This window comes from Zavarzinia marina (assembly GCF_021568905.1).
In the GTDB taxonomy this organism is placed as follows: Bacteria; Pseudomonadota; Alphaproteobacteria; order Zavarziniales; family Zavarziniaceae; genus Zavarzinia; species Zavarzinia marina.
In genome coordinates, this window is record NZ_JAKGSB010000004.1 from 107,362 (window position 1) to 127,953 (window position 20,592).

26 protein-coding genes are annotated in these 20,592 nt (G+C 65.4%); 3 read left to right on the forward strand and 23 right to left on the reverse strand.

Features of this window, described 5'->3' with window-relative positions; genetic code table 11:
• Positions 1–5: 5 nt before the first annotated feature.
• Positions 6–911: a LysR family transcriptional regulator gene (locus L2U69_RS11725; protein ID WP_236107078.1), complete on the forward strand. Its 906-nt coding sequence runs from the start codon at positions 6–8 to the stop codon at positions 909–911.
• A gap of 9 nt (positions 912–920) precedes the next feature.
• Here L2U69_RS11725 and L2U69_RS11730 read toward each other — a convergent pair whose 3' ends face one another.
• The 10 genes from L2U69_RS11730 to L2U69_RS11775 form a co-directional block, all read right to left on the reverse strand.
• Positions 921–1,217, reverse strand: coding sequence for an addiction module antidote protein (locus L2U69_RS11730; RefSeq protein ID WP_236107080.1), 297 nt, complete (start codon positions 1,215–1,217; stop codon positions 921–923).
• 3 nt (positions 1,218–1,220) lie between these two features.
• Entirely contained in the window at positions 1,221–1,517 is a 297-nt protein-coding gene (locus tag L2U69_RS11735) for a type II toxin-antitoxin system RelE/ParE family toxin (RefSeq protein WP_236107082.1), read from the reverse strand.
• Positions 1,518–2,274: 757 nt separating this feature from the next.
• Entirely contained in the window at positions 2,275–2,463 is a 189-nt protein-coding gene (locus L2U69_RS11740) for a hypothetical protein (protein WP_236107084.1), read from the reverse strand.
• Positions 2,450–2,890: a hypothetical protein gene (locus L2U69_RS11745; protein WP_236107086.1), complete on the reverse strand. Its 441-nt coding sequence runs from the start codon at positions 2,888–2,890 to the stop codon at positions 2,450–2,452. The genes L2U69_RS11740 and L2U69_RS11745 overlap by 14 nt, the downstream gene beginning before the upstream one ends.
• Complete coding sequence (locus L2U69_RS11750) at positions 2,887–3,120, reverse strand: hypothetical protein (RefSeq protein ID WP_236107088.1); 234 nt, start codon at positions 3,118–3,120, stop codon at positions 2,887–2,889. The genes L2U69_RS11745 and L2U69_RS11750 overlap by 4 nt, the downstream gene beginning before the upstream one ends.
• A gap of 5 nt (positions 3,121–3,125) precedes the next feature.
• Positions 3,126–3,719 (reverse strand): cell wall hydrolase, encoded by a 594-nt coding sequence (locus L2U69_RS11755; RefSeq protein ID WP_236107090.1) that lies wholly within the window; start codon positions 3,717–3,719, stop codon positions 3,126–3,128.
• A gap of 1 nt (position 3,720) precedes the next feature.
• Positions 3,721–3,927: a hypothetical protein gene (locus L2U69_RS11760; protein WP_236107091.1), complete on the reverse strand. Its 207-nt coding sequence runs from the start codon at positions 3,925–3,927 to the stop codon at positions 3,721–3,723.
• A complete protein-coding gene (locus tag L2U69_RS11765) occupies positions 3,924–4,250 on the reverse strand; it encodes a hypothetical protein (protein ID WP_236107093.1) in 327 nt (108 codons plus the stop codon). The genes L2U69_RS11760 and L2U69_RS11765 overlap by 4 nt, the downstream gene beginning before the upstream one ends.
• A 26-nt stretch (positions 4,251–4,276) precedes the next feature.
• Entirely contained in the window at positions 4,277–5,068 is a 792-nt protein-coding gene (locus L2U69_RS11770) for a hypothetical protein (RefSeq protein WP_236107095.1), read from the reverse strand.
• A gap of 12 nt (positions 5,069–5,080) precedes the next feature.
• Positions 5,081–7,462, reverse strand: coding sequence for a hypothetical protein (locus tag L2U69_RS11775; RefSeq protein WP_236107097.1), 2,382 nt, complete (start codon positions 7,460–7,462; stop codon positions 5,081–5,083).
• Positions 7,463–8,642: 1,180 nt separating this feature from the next.
• Between L2U69_RS11775 and L2U69_RS11780 the strand changes: the two genes are divergently transcribed.
• Positions 8,643–9,113, forward strand: coding sequence for a hypothetical protein (locus L2U69_RS11780; protein WP_236107099.1), 471 nt, complete (start codon positions 8,643–8,645; stop codon positions 9,111–9,113).
• A gap of 102 nt (positions 9,114–9,215) precedes the next feature.
• The gene (locus tag L2U69_RS11785) at positions 9,216–9,515 is read left to right on the forward strand and encodes a hypothetical protein (RefSeq protein WP_236107101.1); all 300 of its coding nucleotides are present in this window, start codon (positions 9,216–9,218) and stop codon (positions 9,513–9,515) included.
• Here L2U69_RS11785 and L2U69_RS11790 read toward each other — a convergent pair.
• The 13 genes from L2U69_RS11790 to L2U69_RS11850 all read right to left on the reverse strand — a co-directional run bounded on the left by L2U69_RS11790 (position 9,506) and on the right by L2U69_RS11850 (position 20,572).
• Entirely contained in the window at positions 9,506–11,446 is a 1,941-nt protein-coding gene (locus L2U69_RS11790) for a hypothetical protein (protein ID WP_236107103.1), read from the reverse strand. The two genes, L2U69_RS11785 and L2U69_RS11790, sit on opposite strands and share 10 nt — an antisense overlap.
• Positions 11,446–13,131: a cell wall hydrolase gene (locus tag L2U69_RS11795; protein ID WP_236107104.1), complete on the reverse strand. Its 1,686-nt coding sequence runs from the start codon at positions 13,129–13,131 to the stop codon at positions 11,446–11,448. The genes L2U69_RS11790 and L2U69_RS11795 overlap by 1 nt, the downstream gene beginning before the upstream one ends.
• 9 nt (positions 13,132–13,140) lie before the next feature.
• Entirely contained in the window at positions 13,141–13,992 is an 852-nt protein-coding gene (locus tag L2U69_RS11800) for a hypothetical protein (RefSeq protein WP_236107106.1), read from the reverse strand.
• A 2-nt stretch (positions 13,993–13,994) separates the two neighbouring features.
• Entirely contained in the window at positions 13,995–14,444 is a 450-nt protein-coding gene (locus tag L2U69_RS11805; RefSeq protein WP_236107107.1) for a GNAT family N-acetyltransferase, read from the reverse strand.
• Positions 14,444–14,779, reverse strand: coding sequence for a hypothetical protein (locus tag L2U69_RS11810; RefSeq protein ID WP_236107108.1), 336 nt, complete (start codon positions 14,777–14,779; stop codon positions 14,444–14,446). Before L2U69_RS11810 ends, L2U69_RS11805 begins: the two co-directional genes overlap by 1 nt.
• Before the next feature lie 9 nt (positions 14,780–14,788).
• Complete coding sequence (locus tag L2U69_RS11815; protein ID WP_236107110.1) at positions 14,789–15,574, reverse strand: hypothetical protein; 786 nt, start codon at positions 15,572–15,574, stop codon at positions 14,789–14,791.
• Positions 15,571–16,965 carry a hypothetical protein gene (locus L2U69_RS11820; protein WP_236107112.1) on the reverse strand — a complete coding sequence of 465 codons (1,395 nt, stop codon included), beginning with the start codon at positions 16,963–16,965 and terminating at the stop codon, positions 15,571–15,573. The genes L2U69_RS11815 and L2U69_RS11820 overlap by 4 nt, the downstream gene beginning before the upstream one ends.
• Positions 16,962–17,657: a phage adaptor protein gene (locus tag L2U69_RS11825; RefSeq protein WP_236107114.1), complete on the reverse strand. Its 696-nt coding sequence runs from the start codon at positions 17,655–17,657 to the stop codon at positions 16,962–16,964. Before L2U69_RS11825 ends, L2U69_RS11820 begins: the two co-directional genes overlap by 4 nt.
• The gene (locus tag L2U69_RS11830) at positions 17,657–17,902 is read right to left on the reverse strand and encodes a hypothetical protein (protein WP_236107116.1); all 246 of its coding nucleotides are present in this window, start codon (positions 17,900–17,902) and stop codon (positions 17,657–17,659) included. The genes L2U69_RS11825 and L2U69_RS11830 overlap by 1 nt, the downstream gene beginning before the upstream one ends.
• Positions 17,895–18,278 carry a hypothetical protein gene (locus L2U69_RS11835; protein WP_236107118.1) on the reverse strand — a complete coding sequence of 128 codons (384 nt, stop codon included), beginning with the start codon at positions 18,276–18,278 and terminating at the stop codon, positions 17,895–17,897. The genes L2U69_RS11830 and L2U69_RS11835 overlap by 8 nt, the downstream gene beginning before the upstream one ends.
• A gap of 4 nt (positions 18,279–18,282) precedes the next feature.
• The gene (locus L2U69_RS11840) at positions 18,283–18,978 is read right to left on the reverse strand and encodes a hypothetical protein (protein WP_236107120.1); all 696 of its coding nucleotides are present in this window, start codon (positions 18,976–18,978) and stop codon (positions 18,283–18,285) included.
• An 88-nt stretch (positions 18,979–19,066) separates the two neighbouring features.
• Positions 19,067–19,978 carry a phage major capsid protein gene (locus L2U69_RS11845; RefSeq protein ID WP_236107122.1) on the reverse strand — a complete coding sequence of 304 codons (912 nt, stop codon included), beginning with the start codon at positions 19,976–19,978 and terminating at the stop codon, positions 19,067–19,069.
• Between the two features lie 12 nt (positions 19,979–19,990).
• Positions 19,991–20,572, reverse strand: a complete 582-nt coding sequence (locus L2U69_RS11850) for a hypothetical protein (protein ID WP_236107124.1) — start codon at positions 20,570–20,572, stop codon at positions 19,991–19,993.
• Between the last annotated feature and the right edge of the window lie 20 nt (positions 20,573–20,592).

A 20,592-nucleotide genomic window follows, 5' to 3' on the forward strand; every position in this document is an offset into this window, starting at 1 on the left:
CGGCCATGAATGTCGACAACATCGATCTTCGATTGCTGCGCGTCTTTCATGCGCTGGCGGAGCACGGCGGCTTCGCCGGGGCGCAGGCGGAACTGGGCCTGACGCCCTCGACCCTGTCGATCCATCTCTCGAACCTCGAACAGCGCCTCGGCATGGTGCTGTGCGAGCGTGGGCGCGGCGGCTTTCGCCTGACCGACAAGGGCGAGCGCGTCTTCCTGTCGACCAAGCGCCTGTTCACCGCCCTCGAAGGCTTCCGGGCCGAGACGGCGGCGCTCCGCGGCAAGCTGGTCGGCGAATTGTCGATCGGCATCGCGGACTCGACCGTGACCGACGACCGCTCACCCATCGCCGCCGCCGTGCGCCGCTTCGAGGCGCGGGACAACGACGTCCACCTGCGCCTCATCGTGGACCGCCCGGCGGGCCTCAACCACGCCCTGCTGGACGGCCGCCTGAACCTCGCCATCGGCTTCTTTCCGCGCCCGGTCGCCGGCGTCAACTACGAGAAACTCTATGCCGAGACGGGCCATCTCTATTGCGGGGTCGGGCACCACCTGTTCGGCAAGCCACCGGAGGCGGCGGATCCCCTGGCCCTTGGCCGTTCGCGCTTCGTCGCCCGCGCCTACAGCCTCGAACGCGACCTCAATGCGATCGGCCATGTCTCCCACAAGGCCAGCGTCGAGAACATGGAAGCCCAGGCCCATCTGATCCTGTCGGGCTGTTTCATCGGCTTCCTGCCGGAACATTACGCCCGCGCCTTCGTCGAGGCCGGACGCATGCACGCGATCGCGCCGGAACGCTTCGCGCTGCCCTCCGAGGTCTTCCTGGCCACCCCCGGCGTCGGCAAGCCCAACCTCGTCGTCTCCACCTTCTGCGACGACCTAAGGCACGCGAACGCCGCGCTGGATGCGTGAGGGACGGGATCAGGCCGCGCGGAATTCGATCCTGAGGCCGAGGGCCTTCGCCACCTTCAGGATGGTCGCGAAACTGGGATTGCCCTCGCCCGACAGCGCCTTGTACAGCCCTTCTCGGCTCAGGCCGGTGTCACGCGCCAGTTGCGCCATGTTGCGCGCCCGGGCCACGGTACCGAGAGCGGATGCGACGTAACCGGGATCATCGCCGCCCTCTTCCATGACCGCCTCCAGATAGGCGGCGATGTCCTCTTCGGTCTTGAGGTAATCGGCGGTGTCATACCGGCTGTAGGTCTCTTTCTCGGTCATGATTCAATCCTTCCAATCTAGGGCGAGGATCTTGGCGCGGGCGATGTCGCGCGCCTGCGTGGATTTGTCACCGCCACACAGGAGAACGATCACAAGAATGCCGCGCCGGATGAAATAGACACGATAGCCGGGGCCATAGGTGATCCGCAGTTCCGAGACACCATCGCCGATCGGCTTCACATCGCCGAAGTTGCCGCCGGCGACGCGGTCGAGCCGCGCCCCGATCCGGGCCTTGGCGCGGATGTCCGTCAGGTCTTCGAGCCAGCGGTCGAAGGTCGCGCTCTTGATGATGTCGAACACATGTCAACCATAGTTGACATGAAGCCGGATGTAAACCTTGGTTTACATATGCGCGGCAGGCGACGGGGCCCGGGCATTGGTCGGGGCGACAGGATTCGAACCTGCGACTTCTTGCTCCCAAAGCACGGAATAAATCAATGATTTCAATACTATAGCTGAAAAACAGGCATACTTATCCACAATACGGATCAATAGGTTAGCTGACGGCTGCAAAACCTTGGCCGCCCTCATTGCCGAATTCCATGTCTCGTGGAATCAGTATCGCTCCATCTCCAGGAGCGCCCCATGCCCGAGACACTGTCAGCAGACGGCCGCAAGGTCGGCAGCACGATCTCGACCGTCCGCGACCATATCGAGGCCGACTATACCGTTCGGGCCTACTGTCATACCTACCAGTGCCCGAAGGCCGGCGGTCGCCCGACCGAAATAGACCTCGTCGCACTGGCGGAGAGGATCGGTCTCGACGCCTCGCTCGTCGGCCGGCGCTGGGTGTGCTCGGTCTGCGGGCAACGGGGGAGCGTCACCGTTTCACCACCTTGGCGGCAGGCCGACAATCACGGCTCATGGACGCATTGTGCCGAGGCCCCCCCTCTGATCAGAGGGGGTGACGAATGGCCGCAGCGAGGTCAGCATCACCCATATGGGGGGTTGAAGCGGGCACATGTCCGCCACCGGTAGTAAGCCTCCCTCTCGCGAGAGGGCCCGCGTCGGCAGTGTCGGCGCGGGCTATCGTGTGAAGGCGACGGCCCTCATTCCCCTATTCCCCGGCCGGGGCCAATCCGCCCAGCCATACCCGGATCCCCGAGAGTTTCGACCGGCAGTCGCGGCCGGCCTGGCGGATATCGACGATCCACAGCGCCAGACCCGCGTCGTCCACGCCGGCCGCCGGCGGCGCGGGTTCTTGGGCGCAGATCAGCAGGCTCGCCGGAATCTCAGGGGTGATCATCATCGGCGCCGGCGCGGAGGTCGTCGAGCAGCCCGCGAATAGCAGGGCTGTCAGCGCAAGCGCGAGAGCGCGGGGCAGCCGTGATCCGGCGGCGGAGGGACTGGGCATCGGATTCGGCCTCCTGGCGGGCGATTTCGACGGATTGGAGAGCGGCGCGCGCCGCGCGGGCCTGATCCTGCACGCGGGCCAGAACGGTGGCGGTCGCGGCCTCACGGCGCCGCGCTTCCGCCGCATGGATTTCGGCAACGGCCAGATCGTGGCGAAGCCCTGCGATCCAGACCCAGACCACGGCGGCGGCGATGACAGAGACGCAGACGGCCGCCCAGCGCCAGGCGCCCTTGATACCGGCCCAGATCGCACCGGCGCCGGGGATCAGGGCCGGCAGCCAATCGAGATGGTCGAGGACGAGAGACATCAGGCCGCTCATGTCCGCCCCCCTCGCCATGCGCCCAGCCGCTCAACCGACGCGCCGCCGACATAGATCGCGGTCGTCCAGGTCATCAGATCGGTCCCTTGCCGTATCGCCTCCAATGCAATGGACGGATCCGCGACCATGGTGAGACCGCGCGCGACCATGGCCGCGCCGGCGCACCACGACGCGATCACGGCCGCGCGGCGCAGCGGCGACCATTTCGGGGTGTCGGGGAGATCCGCCATCGCCGTCAGGCCTCGATGAAGCTCTGCCGGCCATCGCCGGCCGGCCCGAGGGCGAAGAAGAGATGCGCCCCGATGCGCGCCGATGGCGCCCGCCCGACCGCCCATTTCGGGGGCCATTTGCCCGGCGCCCGGGCATAGGCGGGCGCGGCGATCGTGTGATAGTGGTCGGCCCTGCCGGTCGGATCGGGGATGCGGCCCGCCAGCACGCCGTCGACCAGCGACAGAATCTCCGCGATGCCGGACCAGCCGAGGGTGATGGCCCGCAACCGATCCCCCTGGGCGTCGGACCAGCATGTGAACTGCCACGGGTCGCGGCACACCGCCTCGATCGTGTCATCGGGGATGCCGTCTCCGCGCTCCCGGCTCCACCAGGACGGTTGCCGCCAGCGGTTGACGATGACCCAAGCCACGGCCACTTGGCCGGCGCTGCCCTCGCCCCGGGCCTCGCCCCAGAGGGTCGCCGCCATGGCCAGCCGATCGGCGTCGCGGAGCGCGGTGGGGCCAGACAGCGACGCCGGCGGCGGCGATCGCTCGACAATGGCGTCGATCAGCCGGCGAAGGCTGGCGAAGAACCGGTCCTGGTCCAGGTTCATTCCCATGTCACTCTCCTTCGAGGCCGACGCGGCCGGGCCGCTGGGCGCGGAATCGGACCTGCTCAGCAATTGCGTCCACAAGCTGGCGAGCCAGGACATCGGCGTTCTCCGTGGAAACCGGGGTGATAATCCGGGCCCCCGTCTCGTCTGTGCCGGCCAGGACGACCCGGTCAATGTCGGGCATGAAGGCGGCAGTCAGGTGACCTTCGGTCATGGCCTCGGGCCCGCCAGGAAGTCGTGGATACGAGACCAGTTGGATGCGATCAAAGCGGCCAGCCCACCGATCGCGACCCACAGCCACCGGCCCAGGCGGATCATGTCGGCAAATGCGGAAGCCCGGCCCTTTCGTGCCGTTTCAGCGTCCGTCAGGCCCTTGACCGCCTCGGCCAACGATTTGACCGAGGTGTTGAGCCCGTCGATCGCCTCGGCCGTTCTCGTGATCATGACCCGTTGCTCGCCCTGCTCGACGGCGAGCTCCTTCACCTGCTTCTGGAAGGTGAGGATGAGGTCGAACAGGTTTTGCTGCGTCTGGTCCACGGGTCTACCACCTGTACCGTTCAGCATCACGAGGCCAGCCAGGCGCGGAGGGCCGCCAGCAGGCTCGTGTTGGCCGGCGCGAAGGGGTTCATCGCGAACACCGCCAGCTTCTGCACCTCGCCGGTGTGGGCGAATGCGGAGTTGAGACCGCCGCCGACACGGAACCGCATGTCGGTCAGCGGTGTCAGGTAGGTGCCGTCAGCCCAGGCCGTGACCGAATTGTTCTCCGCCTGGAGCCCGTTGGTGGTGTCGGCACCCCAGATGAACTTGCAGAAGATGCCGGCATTGTTTTCCGTCCCCGAGGTCGACCCGTAAGTCGAGTTGTCGTTGGCGAAGAAGCGCGGACGCTGCGCCGTGCCACCGGACATGCCGACGCAGGGGGAAATGTCCGCGCTCGTCGTGCCCGCGCCGATCACGGGGCCGATGATCTGGTTCGATCCGGTATCCAGCGGATAACCGGCATAGGCCACGCCCCAGGCCGTCGTTCCAACCGGAAGCGCCAGGTCCGCGCTCGACGCGGGGGCGAAGTAATGGCCGTCGAAGTCGATCGCTGCCTTGCTGTTCGAGCTGGTGACGATGTCCGGGTTTCCAGTGCCAATCAGGCGGGCCTTGGCATCTTCGCGGGCATAGCGGTTCCTCAGGTGCCGGACACCGGCCACGACGGTGGTGAACTGCGTCGCGTGGGCAGAGATCATCAGGACACCATTGGTGCCGAGAAGGCGCGTGACGTCGATTTCCTCGGCACTGGCGACGATGCCGGGGTAATCGTTCTCCTCGACCACGGCATTGGCGAGGCGCTGTGCAGTCTGAAATGCCATCTTGCGGGCTCCTTACGGGATATAGACGCGCTCATGGGCCAGCCAGCGGTGAAGCCGCGCCGCGCCCGGATAGGTCGAGGTGATGTAGGAGATCGTCCGGATGTTGGTCCGGGGTCGCTGCTCGAAATCGACGCGATTGAGAGCGTCCGGATCGTCGTAACCCTTGAGGCCGACGTCGAGGGCGTCCCCGCTCGCCCAGTTTTGGGACGACGTGACGATCAGGTGGCGTTCGCCGGACACGTCATTGTCGATCGTCGCGGACACGAGGGACGGCCAGTTGTCCATGTCCGCCTCCCCGTTCTCGTTGTGCTGGAGGCCGTAGAGCGTGCCCGTGCGCTGTGTGATGGTGGTGGTGTCGATTTCGACATCCTCACCGCCCAGGATCTTGAACGTCGCCACGGCGCCGGCCACCGAGACCGGCGTCGGATCGAGCGCCAGGGGTGCCAGCCCGGCGGCGGTGTACTGCGCTTCCCATACCGCCCGGGCGATCTTCTCGCCGAGGTGAAACTGACCGATTGCCGCGAGGTGCAGCTTGTCGACGTTGTTGGCCGCGTAGAGCAGTTCCGCGTAACGCGTATCGACCAGATAGTGGGTGATCGGCGCCCCGGCGGCGTAGGCGGCGAGCACCGCGTCCGTGGTCAGGTACAGGCTCTCGTTCTTCACCGTGAAATTGGACGAGACGCCGCAGATGAAGAAGGGAACGCCCGCTTCCTGCCCGGTCACGGCCTTGATGTCGGCCTCGGCGTCGGACTGCCATTCGATCAGGTCGTCGTCATAGTCCGGGTTGTCGTCGTCGGTTTCCCCGTGGACGTTGATGATGCCGTCGACTTGGATTACCCAGCCCTGCGCCGCCGCGATCGCAACGGCATCGGTCAGGGCGGTGATCATGTTCGTGTAGGGCACCGACCCCTTCTTGAGGGAGTCATACGCACTGCCACCGTGGCCCCACACCATGCCGAGATATCGCTGCTTCACCCCGAGTTCCGCCCACACGCGGCGGTGCAGCGCCGGGAGGAAGGATTCCATCACGGTCTGGCCGTGCAGGCTGCCGCCGGGGAAGAGTTCGCTCGTGTCCGGATTGATGACCTCGGAGGGTCGACCGAGATGCGCCGCGAGATCCTTGAAGCCGTCGGCGTCGTTCGCGGAATAGCTCTGGAAGTCCCCGCCCGTGCCCTGGTTCACCCAGCCGCGAACGTCCGAATCTCCGCGCACGGCGTCGGTGTCCAGCATCAGCACCCAGCCAGGGAACGGATTGTTGACCGAGATCAGGTCCGTCGCGCTCAGTGCGCAGATCACCGACTGGCCGGTGCCGATCCAGACATGCAGCACGCGGTCGGAGAGCGTGCCCCATGTGTCGCAGGCGCGGGTCATGACGACGGTCTCGCGCGTGCCGGCCGCCGGACGCTGCCACGTCACCTTGTAGCGCGGGCCGGCGGCGGTCTCGATGTGGGCGACGGTCTCGACCGTCCAGTCCAGGGAGACGGTCTCCGCTGTGCCGTCGGCGCCGATCTTGGAAATCGACCCGGTGAGCACGCCGGCATCCTCCAGCGCGTCATAGGTCCATGTATCGGGGTATTCCTCCGGCGCGGTGACGTCGTAGGGTTCGAGGTTCAGATTGGTGTTCTCGACATAGGCCCATACCGTGGTGCCGATGGAGTCGAACTGGATATCGGTCGCGATATCGCCGAAGTCCCCGAAGGGCTGCGGCCAGGGTATGGCATTGGAGGTTGTCACGGCGATTTCCGAGATTTCGGCGGTCCCGAGCTGGCCATCGAAAAGGGCGAGGGTCTGGCCTTCGGCGAAGGCGCGCACGACGTTGTCGACACTGTCGAAGCTGATGGCCTCGGCGATATCGCCGAAGTCCCCGAAGGGCTGCGGCCAGGACAGCGTGTCGTCGGGGTAGGTGCCTTCGAGCACCGCCACCCGGCTGTTCAGCGGCCCGGTGACCGCCGCCGCCCCGGCGGGCGTGATCGCCTTGTTGTCGTTGACGCCGGCAATCACCTCGGCGCTGCTGGCCTTGTCCACGGTGATGACGATCGGCGAAAGCAGGTTGCCGCCGCCCGTCGCGAGACCGGCGCCCGTGACCGTGGTGGTTTCGAGATACTCCAGGGCCTCTCCCTCTCGGGCGGTGACGGGATCGGCGGACCAGACGAGGATATCGTCGGCATCGTGCAGGATGACCTTGTACTGACCGACCGCGAGGAAGACGGAAGGAAAGCGGCCGGTGGCGTCACTCACGACGGGGTTCGCGTTCGGCGTCGACATGTCGCTGTCGGCGAAGGTCGCCTTGGGCGTCGACGTGCCGGAGGCGTAGAAATAGAGCTTGGCCCCTGCCAGGGGGACGCCGCTCGCGTCCTGCCAAACGAAATAGGGCGCGACGAAACGATCTGCCATTCCGGGTCTCCGGGCATAAAAAAAGCCCCGCCGAAGCGGGGCCCGTCAGGGTGTGGTTTCTGTGGTGATCAGGCGTCGAGGGTGACCACGAGGCGCCGCTGTATGGACACGGAAGCACTTTCCTTGTCCATACAGCGGCGCGAACACGCAGAAACTCGACGGTTTCGGAAGAGTGAGCGGCCGGCTACGAGTCTTGTGGTGGACTTTTTCCGTGACCTGATGTAGAGCCCCACGCGCAGAGCATTTTGAGCGCGCGCGCCGAGCATTTTGAGCGCACTTGCAGTGGCGTTCGCACACTTTGCGCTATAGAGTTCGCTCATGGAACATACCTGTCGCGCGGTGTCGAGGGTTTGTTTCGGTTCGGCGAACACCAATATGCACTGTTGTGTTCTTGACAACGGATGGGTGATGCCATGAAGAAGCAAAGCGCGGTCGAACGCGACTCCAATCGGAGAATCGCCATGCGCGCGTTCGGCACGGGCCTCATCAGCGGCCTCGGTGCCCTCCCCATGCTCTATTCCGCCGTCGAGTTGAACCCGGGGTCCGCCATCCAACGCTCGACTGTAGCGTCCGCGTGGAATACCGTGGGACAACATATTCGATCGGCCTTGCGGAAAGAAAGCCCCTAAATGAAAGGCCGCCCGGAGGCGGCCTATCTCTTTGTTTCAGCGCAAACATTCAGCCCACCGAGCCGCTCGTCCACCCGGCACTTGTAACCACATTCGTAATCGCCACGAGCTGCATTGCCCGTCGCTAGAAGCCAGTCCAAGGCGGCCGCCCGACACTGCTCCAGCGTCGCGAAGTCGCCAATCTCGCTGTGGACCGTGAGGTCATATCGGCTTGGATAAACGAATGCTCTCCACGGCTCACCGGAGGGAATGTCGCACCCCCACAGAGCCGCCGAAAGCGCTACCGCCGACAAGATGCGTAGTCTCTTTCGCCGCATTCTTCCTCGCTACTGCCTGCCTACCCTTCCTGGAAAGGGTACCCCAGAGACGTCACCGATTGGTTGAAGCAAAACCTGTGATCGGCGCGCTCTCCTTGTGGTAGATTGTGCTATGGAAACCGCTCGCTGGATCGCCCGCGAAATCCGATGAAGTATCCGCGCCCAACCGCCGTAATTGGCCCACATCGAAATGATGCTCAAGTCCATCAGCATCTACGATTTAGGAGGCTCGCGATGCCCCCTTCGAAGCATACTTGTTGTGCGATCCTCGCCATTCTTGTGGCGGCTACGCCTCTCGGTAATGGTTCGGTCGCGGCGGCAGATGGTGTTCTGGCGCGCTGCGGGGCCTCGAAAGGGCGCGGCTATTTCCTGAAGGACAACCTTTCGAACCCGGACGGCCCGATGTGGGCGGACGATGGTATTTCTAGCGGCAAAGTTGTCCTCATCCGGCTGGGCGATGAATGGGATATCCAGTTTGACGACACGGTAGGAGCCTATGGTTATCGTCAGGACGGAGCAACGGTAGCCATGCTCGGACAGTTCGGCGAAAGGCTCAGCATTGGCGCGTTTAGAGGGACATACGCGGATATTTTTACGTTCGACTTCGCTGAAAAAGAAGTCGTCTGGACAAGCCAGAAAATCGGCACCTTCGTTCCCAAGGTCGCTGTCTATGTTGCCAAATGCGAAATCGTCAACAGACCATAGAGGGGTTAGGAACCGCCGGCCTCATCGCTACCGAGATCGAGCCATAGACTACGGGGCAATTCCCCTCGTGTTCATCACGTTTCCTCGTGGTAATCTCGCCCCATGAAACACCCGATCTACGGCACCAGATTGACCGACGAAGAAGCTTTCAACCGGCGTCGGTGGGGGCTCGTCGGTGTCTTAGCCGTTGCCGCGCTGGCCATGGGCGTCATTGGTGCCACACTGGTGGGTCTTTCGCGTGATGGCTGGCCCCTTTGGCCATTTGCCGCGCTTTTGGCATTGGTCTTCGTCGTTTGGGTCACACGCCGCGTCCTTTCAACTCTCGACAAAATCGACCGTCGCACCGCCGAAATGCTTCGCATCACGCGAGAATTCGAGGACATCAACAACGGTCATCTCTGACCGGGCAGTGGCGCGTAGGGCGCACGCGGATTCTGGTCCAGGATGGTTTCCCGGCCGAAGCCGGTCAGGGCGTTGGTCTGCCGGTAGGATAGGCCGACCCGCTCCAGCGGATTCAACAGCGCCCTCTCTGCCGCATCGGTATTCGTGTTCGTCAGCATCCGGGCCAATTCTTCATCCGTGCGCGCCCGCATCGTGTCCCGCATCCTCTTGGCCGTGCCGCCGACGAGCTTACTCCACAGATTGCTCATCGCACCGCCGGACGCGTAGGTCAGCGCAAGATCGTGCACGAGGTCATCCGCATCGGCCCGCTCGGCCATCCGCCGATAGGTGGCGCTGTTTCCAAGCGCACGGCCGGTCAGTTCCGATATCCCCGTCTCGAATGACAGAACGTCGGCCCACCGCCGGGCCGACGCAAAATCCGGCATGAGGGCGAGGATCTTTTCCCTGTTTTCAGGAGACCGCAGATACTTCGTGAGGTCCGGCATCCTCGCGGCGTCGTTTCCAACGCGGTTTCGAATGGCGCTGATGGCGCCGATCCGCATAGCCTCGCGCTCCGCCGCCGACATCGAACTCACCAACGAGCGCCACGACTCCGCGCTCATGGTCCGGGCGAAAATGCCCTTTCCCTTCTCGATCGCGTCGAGATACCGGGTTGGCCCGGCCCATGCGTTGCGGGCCGCCGCATAGTCCGGGTTCACTTGGTCGGCGACATCGATCACGCGCTGTTTCATGGCTCTCATGACGCGCGCCGCGTTTGCGTTCCCCGCCCTCAACGCGGCATCGATCTTGTCGTCCACAATCCGCTTCCAACCGTCGATCAGCACCATCGCTGGGGCATCCTCGACGGCTTCGACGCCATATTCAGTGGCCATGAGATTGCGCAGTTCCGCCGACTTGAGCGCCGCGAAGCCGAAGCCGCGAGACGTTTCGGCGTTGAACGCCTTCATCAGTTCGGGGGAGGCGGCGGCGTCGAAGGACATTGCCTTCTCGTACAGCGGACGCGCCATTCGGGCCCGCGCATCCATTGTCTCCTCGACCGCCTGCGCCGCCGTGCGCTTGGCATCCAGCGTGTCGCCGATTTCGTTCCCGAGCCGCGTGATCTGGGTTTTCTGGCGGCCGGTCAGGAACGGGATTACGATTTTTCTCCCCCCGCCCGGCGTTTGCGCGACCCGTTCCGCGAGCCCGCGCACGTTCTCCCCGCCCGCGTCCATGATCGTCGCCTCGCCGGGGAATTTTTCGGCAAGGTCGCGCTGTCGGGAGGCCAGCCCCTCCACCGTCATTTCGTCCCTCTGGACCGCGCGGGCGAGATCCCGCCGTGCGGCGGCTTCGGGCCCGAACAACTTTCCGGCCACACGGCCGGCCACACCGAGTGTGGCGGGGATGACGGCGCCCAGCGTTCCGCCGATGAGGCCGCCGGTCAAGGCACCTTCCGCGCGCTGATCGGGCGCGGCATTGCCGTATCCCGCCAAGGCCCCCTCGGCAGCGCCGATCCCCGCCATGCGGGCGACGCCGCCGATGCCCTTCACGCCTTGGGACGCAATACCGCCCGGAAGAGCGAGGCCCGCCACCGCGCCCCCGGTGCCGCTCGCCAGGGAATGGATGATCGGATGCTCTTCCTGGAAGTTGGCGTCATCCGCATTGTATTCGTCAACGTTCCGCCGGTATGCCTCGCCGAGGCTCGGAGCGGACCCGAACACGTAGTCGAAGGGTGCCCGGATGCCAGCCTGAATTTCGTCGCCGAAGCCGAAAGTCGCGCCCTGCTGCAGTGCTCGGGCCGTTCCTGCGGCGAATGTCCCCACGTCTCCGGCCGTATCAGCGGCCTTGTCGAGAAACGACTTCTGACTTTCCTGCAGGATGGCTGCGACCTGCTCATCCGTCGCGTTGTCGGGCACCCGGATCGTGCGCCCCTGAAACTGGATCGTGCGCGCCATTATTTGACCCTCACGGGGGCCCCATCGGGCCCGATATCCCATTCCTCGATTGTCCCCGCGCCAACGGCCGCTCCGCCGCTGGGAGAAGCGCCTTCCGGTGGCGGCAAGGGCTGGTCCACGAGCCGCGCCGCAGGCCCGAGCCCGCGCCGAATGGCTTCCAGCGCAATTTGCCGCGATCGCCGCTTTTGCTCCAGAACCGTTTTGTCATCGCCCGGCTGGGGCAGGTACATCTTGCCGTAAATCTCGATTTCCGACGGCGTTACGGCGGCGCCGGTGTCCTTGCGAAGGATAGCCGCCAGAAACTCCCTGCCCGCCTGTTCGGCGAGCTTGAATTTCTGTTCGGTCAGTTGGTTGCCGACGAGCGGGACGCCCGAGAGGCGCTGTTCGAGCCAATCGGTCAGGGCCGCCTCATTTTCATTGAGGTTTTTCAGCGACTCGGTGCCGCGCGTGTAGAACCCGACGTCTTTCGACTGCTGCTCCGTCAGCTTCATGTCGTTGACATTGACCGTCGTTCCGCTGGCCGGAGGGGCGCCGAGGTCCGCGACGCGGACGCCGGTGGCCTTGTCGATCAGGAAGCGCCGGCCGTCGAGATTGGTCTCGCCGACATCGACCTGCACGAACTGCCCGTTCCCCGCATCGCGAAGGAGAACCTGCTTCCCGTTGACGCCGCCCGGCCAATACCCCGGGGCCAGAGGCGGCGCGCCGTTGCTCTGGGGGGTGCCGGCCGCGCCCGCCGCCGTCCCGCCCGCCGACGGGGTATCGACACCGGCATAGAACATCTGGTTGCCGATCCGCTGCCCCTGTCGCCCGGCCGCCCAGGAGGGGGCGGGCCGGCCGAGGGCCTGCTGCGCCGTCGGCGAGTAGAAATGCGTCGCCCCGCCCGTGGGATCCTGAATCCGCCCGGCCATGAGATCGGCGGCGATCCGCTGCGCCTCGGCGAACTGCGGCGTGCCGCGCAGCGACATCAGCTTGGCCGGGTCCGACATCGGCTCGAACTGGTTCGGCGCCGTGATGACGTCGCTGATGCCCTTGCCATAGCGTCCGGCGCCCACGCGATTGAGGATCGTCGCGCCCACGGCGGTCATGCCCTCCGGCGATTGGCCGTCTTCCGCGACCATCATCAGGGCGAGCTTGTCGGTGTCGCTCATGCCCGCGAACTCGGGCGGCGGCAGCGCATCCGCGTTCGGCTCCACGATCGTCCTTGGCGCGGCCGACGGGCCAGTCGCGCCGCCCGCCGATCCGCCGTACCCGGGAAGCGGCTGCGGCATGCTCCCGACCCGCTTCGCGAAGCCCTCGTCCATCATCGCGAAGGGCCGCACGAAATTGGGGTCGTAGGTCGACGGAAGGCGCGAAACATCGAACCCCGCGCCCTGTAGCTGCGGCAGGATGGACCGGTAGGCATCCGCCCGCTGATCCTCGGGAAGGCTTTCGATACCCGCCGCCACCTTCACCGCGAACTCAGCCGCTTTGCGCCGCGAGTCCAACTGGTTGGATTGCCAGTTCATCGCGAGCTCGGGCGCGACGCCGGCCAATTCGGTCAGCGCGTTGGTGTCGCCGGAGAACAGACGGGGCGTGATTTCGGCGAGCGCATTCTTGCGCTGCCGCTGGTCGTAGATGTCCCGAAGCTGCGCGCCCCGCATCAGGCTTCCGCCGAAATCGACGGGCTGGATCGGTCGGATGTTCATGGCTACCCCCTACGCGAAGAAGGACAGTGCCGTCAGGGCGTTGCCCACGCCCTTGTTCCAGCCGCTGAACTGGTCGCCATAGATCGACGCGCGCGCCTCGCCGGTCCCAAGGATGTTCTGGGTCTGGTTGGTCGCGTACTGGCTGCCCGCCGCCGCCGTCGAATTGGTCGCGCTCTGGCCGATCCCAGCCAACCCGGCGAGGCGGTTGAAGTAGTTCCCGTATTCCGTCGAGGCGAGGTTCTGCCCGAAGTCCTGCGTCCCCTTGACCTGGGCGCCCGAAAGCAGCATCCCGCGCGAGGCCGCCGACCGATCCAGGGCGTTCAGCCCCTCGGTGAAGCGGAACTGATAGTCAGGGGACGCCGTGAAGCGCGAAAACGCGTTCTGCTGCGCTTCCGTGGCGCTGATGGGAGAGGTCGTCGCGCCGCCGGTCTGCGGTGTCGGCGTGGCCGGCGCCGGCGCGGAATAGCCGGCGTTGATCTTGCTTTCGAGTGCCGCAATCTGGTTCTGGATCTGGATCCTCTCATACCCTCGCGCATCCGCGAGTTGCTGCTTGAGATTGTTCAGTTGCAGCGTGTCGTTGGCGAAATCCAGGCCGGGATTGAACGTCGACGGGGCCGCCTGCGTGAGCGCATTGTCGTTGGTCGGCGGGGGCTTCGCGTAGGAGTCCGCGCCGCCGAGACCCATGAGGGACGAAAGCTCATAGAGGGCGTTCGTGCCGACGTCGCGCCACGGGCCCAGGTCCTCCCGCGTGGTATCGTAGATGTAGCGGTTGAGGGCGGTGGCTTCCGCCGACGCATCCTTGACCGCGTTGGCCTGCTTGTTGCCGCCGATGAGCGACGAGATCGCGGAAACGATCGCCATGGTCAGAGCCTCTTGATGTAAGTGCGTTCGGCGGGGCGATAGCCCCGGCGCCGATAGAGCCGATCCAGCGTCTCGGCGCGGAGCGATGCCACGGCGAGCATCGTGAAACTCGACGCGCCCCTGTCGCGCACCGCCGTCTCCAGCGCCGCCAGCAGGGGGCCGCCAACGCCGCAGCGCGCCGGCGGGTCGACGTACCAGAACCATTCCTGGGCGGTCTTCTCGTCCGGGCAGAACCAGGTCGGGCAGATCACGGCCGCCGCCATGCCGACCACGAAGCCCTGGACATCGGCGACCAGCATCACGCAGTCGTCGCGCCCCATCATCCGGCCGAGCGCATCCCTTGCGCCGGCATCGTCCCACCGGCTCACGTCGTCCCAGCCCGCCTCATGAAAAAAGGCCCGCCCCATCTGGACGAGCCTTTCGAGGTCTCGGGGTTCCGCCTCGCGGATCATCAGGTGATTTCGCCGCCGGAGACGATCAGGTTGACCTGCGATCCGTTCGACGCCACGGCCTGGATGGTGCCGCCCGCCTCGAGGTAGTGGCCGACGATTTCCGGCACGATCTGCGACTGCCCGGCCGCGATCGAGCGGTCCTTGATGACCTGATTGGTGTCGTCCGCGCTACCGCCCGTCGGAACCAGCCAGATCGAGAATGTCTCGGCCGTCGAGTTGTCGTTGCGGATGGTCGCCGCGTCGATCCGCGCCTTGACGTTCGTCGCCGTGTAGTAGGTCGCGGGCGAATTGGTCAGTTGCGCCCCGGAAACGAGGCGCCTCGGATAGAACCCCATGGGTGAACCTCACGAAAGCGGGTAGATGCCGGCCAGCCAGAGGGAATGAGCCGTCCCGCTGGTCAGGTTCGCCGGCGTGAAATTGATCGGGCTGATTCCCGAGCCGAGGCCCCGGAGAATGTAGTAGCTGTCACCAGGCACCGAGCGGGCCGTGACCTGTGTCGTCCCGGCCGGCCAGGCGAAGCGGAGATTGATTTGCGAAATCGGCAGCGGCGCTCCGTCCGCTGTCGACGCCTGAGCGAACGGGAACCCCTGCAGGCGAAAATTCCCCGACGCCGTCGAGAACGTGGGGGTGAATGTCGCCTGCCAGTACACCCGGACGATATCACCGAACCGCCACCACCGTCCGAGCAAGCCCGCGTAACCGACGCTCAGGTCGCCCGGGGTATCGAAGCTGATGGACGGCGTGAAAGTGCCGTACTCGATGCCCGTGCCAAGCGCGCGCGGATCTATGCGCGGCGGCCCATCCTCCGACACAAGAGCCGACACCGATCCGGCGGGCGGCGGCGCGTCTTCGATCAGAGTCCGTCCGTTCAGGCCGTCGGCGCCATCCCGGCCGTCACGCCCGTGCAGTGGCGGCAGGCCGTTCCCGGCCGCCTCAAGCTGGCCGATGCGTCCCGCCAGCGACGACAGGCTCGACCCGATGTCGAGTTGCAGGCTGGCCGAATTGTCCGCTCCGCCCTCGCCGACGCGCCGAATCAATGCATCGAACCATTTCACCCATTCGCTCGCCATGCCGCCGCTGCGCTGATCGATGATCGGCACCCTGACCGGTGCCCGGAACAGCGCGCTCACGACACCCCCCGGGTGACATTCGCCTCCGCCTGATAGATCGTCACGGATACGGGATCGGAAATCGCCAGCCGCAGCACCCGCTCTCGAAACGATCCCAGTCGCGTCCATCTGGCCCGCGCCTTGTAGGCGCCGATACCGCCGATCGAGACCCACCGCTCGTTGGACCAGGTCCGTCCGCCGTCGTCGGACCACTGCAACATCGCCTGCGGGTTCTCCCCCTGCCCGTCGATCAGCCCGACGCCGGTCTCGATGTCCATCTGCAGCAGGCTCATGGTGCTCCGAGCCCCGCCGTCCGCCCTCACCGGCGCGGAATGGGCGAGCCGCCTGAGCACGCCGCCGGCCTCGTCGTGGGCCGTCGGGTCGAGGGCGAAGACCTTGCCAGTCGACCGATCCCCGACCAACACCTTGCCGAAGGCGGTAACGCCGCAGCAGGCGCGCCACAGGCCGTGATCCTTGGCGCCGGAGATGCGCTCGTGCCAAAGCTGCGTCGCGCCGTCATAGACCCACGTGACCTCGGCAGTCGGAAACGACAGGACGTAGAACACGTGCCCATCCTGCGTGTAGGTCCAACCCTCGGCGTCGTCCCTTCGGTCGTATCGCTCGATGGCCTGTTCGATGGCATGGGTCGAGATCCGGCGCGGCACATAGCCCTCGGCGCGGTAGACAATGCCGTCGTCGCCCATCCAGAACACGGTGTTGTCGAGCTTCGCGGCGGAAAACGGCGCGCCGATGCCGCGCTCGATGAAGGCATTGCCCATCCGCTCAAGCGGAAATGGGGAAACACCCGTGTTGACCCAGATTTCCGTGGTGCGGGCCCCGAACAGCCAGACCTCGCGATGATCGACCAGAACGCGCAGCGTGTCGTCCGGAGCCCCTTCCGCCGTGGCGAAATCGAGCGACTCGAAGGCCGACGGATCGAGCAGGCTGGAAATGAAGAACTGCCCACTGTCCGGACGCGTGAAGATCCAGTAGCCGTCGAGATAACCGACGCTCGACGCGCCAGGGAAGTCATCGTCGGTGATTTCGGTCACCGCTGCGCCATCGGTGTAGTACGCCCGGGGACTGTCGACCATGACGACATAGCCGAGCCCGCCTGCGAGCGAAAACGCTCCATCCGCCGACATCGATCCCAGGTAGAACGACGAGCCCGCCGCCGTCAGCCTGTAGACTTTGACCCCGGAAATGACGATGAGGTCCGCGCCCAGCCAGGCGATGCCGCGAATGGGCCCATCGCCCATCTCGGCGAACTCGACGGTGCCGGGCGCGGAGCGCAGGATGAAGGGCACGCGCGCATCCTCCGGCTGAATCTCGGCGAACAGATTGACGCACCGCTGCGCCGAGGCCGGCAGGCTGTCCAGCGTGTAGGAATGGCGCGCGAAGGGGATCTTCATCGCAGAAACCGCTGATCCGGAACCACCCGAAGCGGGGCGTCTTCCTCGTCCCAGCCACGGGCGCGGCCATAGAACCCGAGCGCCATCGTCTTGAGATCCGTTGACACGATCTGACCGAATTTCGGCGCGATGCGCACCGCCAGATTGTAGGTCAGCGTTTCCAGCCATTCCTCGGGCACGTCGGCTTCATCCGCCTGCTGGCTGTTGACCTCGAAGCGCCGGGCATAGGTGAACGAGATGGGTCGCGTGTCCGCCGGCGCCGGCCAGACGTACAGCCTCCCGCTGTCGCGCTGCGCGTCGAAATAATATGTGGTTGGAACCCCCATCGTTGCCTTGTTGGGAAGCGCGAAATAGCTCTCGCGCGACAGGCGTTCCATCGGTATCTCGTTGGTCGGCGACAGGGCGTATCGGGCCCCCAGGATTCGCAGGGGCTTGTAGGATTTCGCCCCGCCCGCGCCGAACAGATAGGACGCCTGCCCGGCCACCAAGGCGAGGCTGTCCTCCGTCTTCGTCCAGAGATAGACGCCGTCCCCCTCCCATCCCTTGATCATCAGATTCAGGGAGCGGAGGCAGGTCTGATAGTCGTGAGCCGGCGGATCCTCTCCGGCGGCGATGACGCCGATCAACTCCATCGCCTCCTGGATGATCACCGTGGTGTTGACCTGGTAATCGGTCGCGCCGGATGTTGCCATTACAGGTTCTCCGGGGTCACATCGCCGGGGGACAGAAAGACGTCCTCCTGTCGCGGCCGGGCGTCTCGGACGGCCTGATCATCCGCGCGGCCCCGCACGAAATCCTGCGGATGCCTGGGCTCCCAGACCTTGTTCCAGACGCGGAGACCATTCCATTCCTTCCGGGTCTCCGATGCGCGCACCTTGAACCCTGTGCGATCGCAGATGACCCAGTGGTCTCCGGGGATATAGGTCTCGTCAGCCATAGTGCTTCGTCAGCCACAGGACGATGGTGTAACTGTCGCCGGCCGATGCGCCGGTGGTGGTCAGCAGAATATCGCCGGTCTTGCCGGCACCGGCATTGTTGGAGATACCGCCGAAGGTCTCGAAGCCGGCCTCACCGTCGCCGGCGAGATCCATCAGCCGGACGTCGGCCGTGGCATCCCACAGCAGGGTCGCGACCATACCCTGCACGCAGTAGAAGACCCTGGCCAGATGAACCTCGGAGGGGGCGCCCGAAAGAGCCGAGACATCGACTTTCGTGACCGCCGCCTCGCCGGTGCCGTCCGACAAGTTCGTGAGCTTCACGACGGCGTGCCGGGGGCCGTCCTGGATGATCTGCGTCGTTACGGCGTCGGCCATGGCATCACCGCGCCTTCGCCGCGAAGATGTAGTCGACCGTCATCGTCTTCGCCGCCGCCTCACCGTTCTGGATGCCGAAGGTGATGGTCACATCCTCGTCGTCCGGCACGTTGTCCGCGACGATCGAGCCGGCCTCGACGTCGTCAACGAAATAGGTAATCGTCGCCTTTCCGTCGTACCAGAACGCCAGCGTGATGAAGGTGTTGTCCGCCAGCGTCGCGATAGCCGCCGCCGTTGTGGCGGTCGAGTCCTTCACCGCCGACAGGCCGATCGTGGCCACCCCGTCCGCCTTGAGAAAGAACACGCCGTCGGATGCGTCCAGGGGCGTGGTATCGGTGATCGCCAGCCCCATGATCACGTCGGACTGCGTGGCGTCCGACACCTTGAAGCGCGCCCGGAAGATCACGGGTTTCCCGGCGGCGAAGCGGAAGGATTCGCCGACCTTCTGGAAGAAGTCCGCATCGTCGTCGGCCGCGTCGTTCGTGATCAGCAGCAGCCCGCCGTCACCGTCGGCGAGGGCTTCGCTGGCGCTGCCGGCGCCGTCTTCGGTCGTGGTGATTGTCCAGTCGGCGGCCGAGAACGTGTCGAAATCGTTGAAGTAGACATGCCACTTCGCCGGGTCGGGCAGGCCGAAATACGCGAGCGGATGGGACGGCGCGACATTGGTCACACCGCCCGGGAAACGGGTGGGGGCAGCCATTGCGAAATCTCCTGATGGCGTTGTCGATCAACGCGCCGGATGGCGCGCCACAGGGGAGCGGAGGCGGCCGGAACCGCCTCCGTTACGATCAGGCGCCGGCGGAGCCGTAGAGCGCGCGCGGATCGGTCCAGCCGAATGAATACCGCTCGTAGCACATCGCCTTGGCGTTCTTCGTGTCGAAATCGTTGTCCTGATCGAAGGTGATCGGATCGCGATTGTAGTGGATCATCCCGCGCGGCGCGTTGGTGCGCATGAACCACGCATCCTGATCGGTGAAGTAGTGGTTCACCTTCACCCCGCCGGGCAGGGCGTTCGTCGCCTTCAGCACGTTCACGGCGTTGTTGGCCGTGTCGTTCTGGAGGGTCGACTTGAGGATGCGATTGGCGTTGAACCACTCCTGCCGGGACGTGTGCAGCGACTTCGCCATCAGCGAAATCTTGAGCCCCCGATCGTTGGTCGCCCCCATGATCTGGATGATCATGTCCTCCAGCGCGGTTTCCGAGAGATCCGCCGCGACGGGAAGGATGTTCGACCAGTTGCCCGCCAGGGACGGGTGGGAGGCGCTCAGCAGCGACACCCCATCGCCGCCAATGTAGGAGCCGCTGAACGCCCGGTTGTAGACGTTCGCCGCGACATTCTCCTTGGTCTGGCGCATGGAGAACGCCAGCGCCTGAGAGCGGCGACGGGAAACGACCTCGTAGAGGTTGTCCCGCAGCTCCTCGTAGGCGACAATGTAGCCGAGGGCATAGGCGACATGGGTGTAACGGGACGTGAAGCCCTGCGTCTCGCTGTCGTACTGAGCCCCCGCGCCCTGGGCCTTGACCGGCGCCAGGCCGAAGCCGGTCACCTGCACATCTTCCTCGTACGCCTTGTCCGAGGTGTCCGTCTCGAAGAGATCGGAGTATTCCTCCTGATGCTCCTGATACTGACGCCCCCACCAGGCCTTGATGCCGGGCCAGAGCGCCTTCGGGTGGTTGCCCGTCGTGATGATACCAGTCATGGCAGGTCTCCCTTACGCCCCGGCCGAGCCGTCGACGTAGAAGTGGTTGTTCAGGCGGACCAGCCATTTGGCATAATCGCCGATGGCGTTGTCGGGCGTGTTCGCCAGACCGAAGACGACGACGTCCTCGGTTCCGTCGCCCGACGCGGTCGCGGTGTTGCTGTCGATCTGAATCGACGACAGGCCGGTGGTGGCCGACCCGGACGTGAAGCCGGTCAGATCCGCGGAGTTGCCGACCGCCGTCACCGCGAGGGCGCCACCGACGGAATCCTCCTGGACCTTGAACAGGAGGTTCGGATCGTCCGCGACCCACACATACCGTTCGGTCGACGCCGCGCGATGGATCGTGCTGTCACGGGTGACCGGCTCCACGGCGACGACGACGCCGACGACGGGATTGCCGGTCGCCACATTCCCGGTCACGGACATGACGCCATTCGCGTCCGCCGTCCCGCCCGGCTTGACGAGCCCGCCGACGTAGATGGCGGTGCCATCACCCGACGGGACATAGTAGCGGTTGCACGCCCCATTATAGGGCGCGCCGCTCAGGTACCGCACCGGCGACAGGCCGGTCGGCGCATTGGCGTTCGCCATGGTTCAGTTCTCCGAAATGG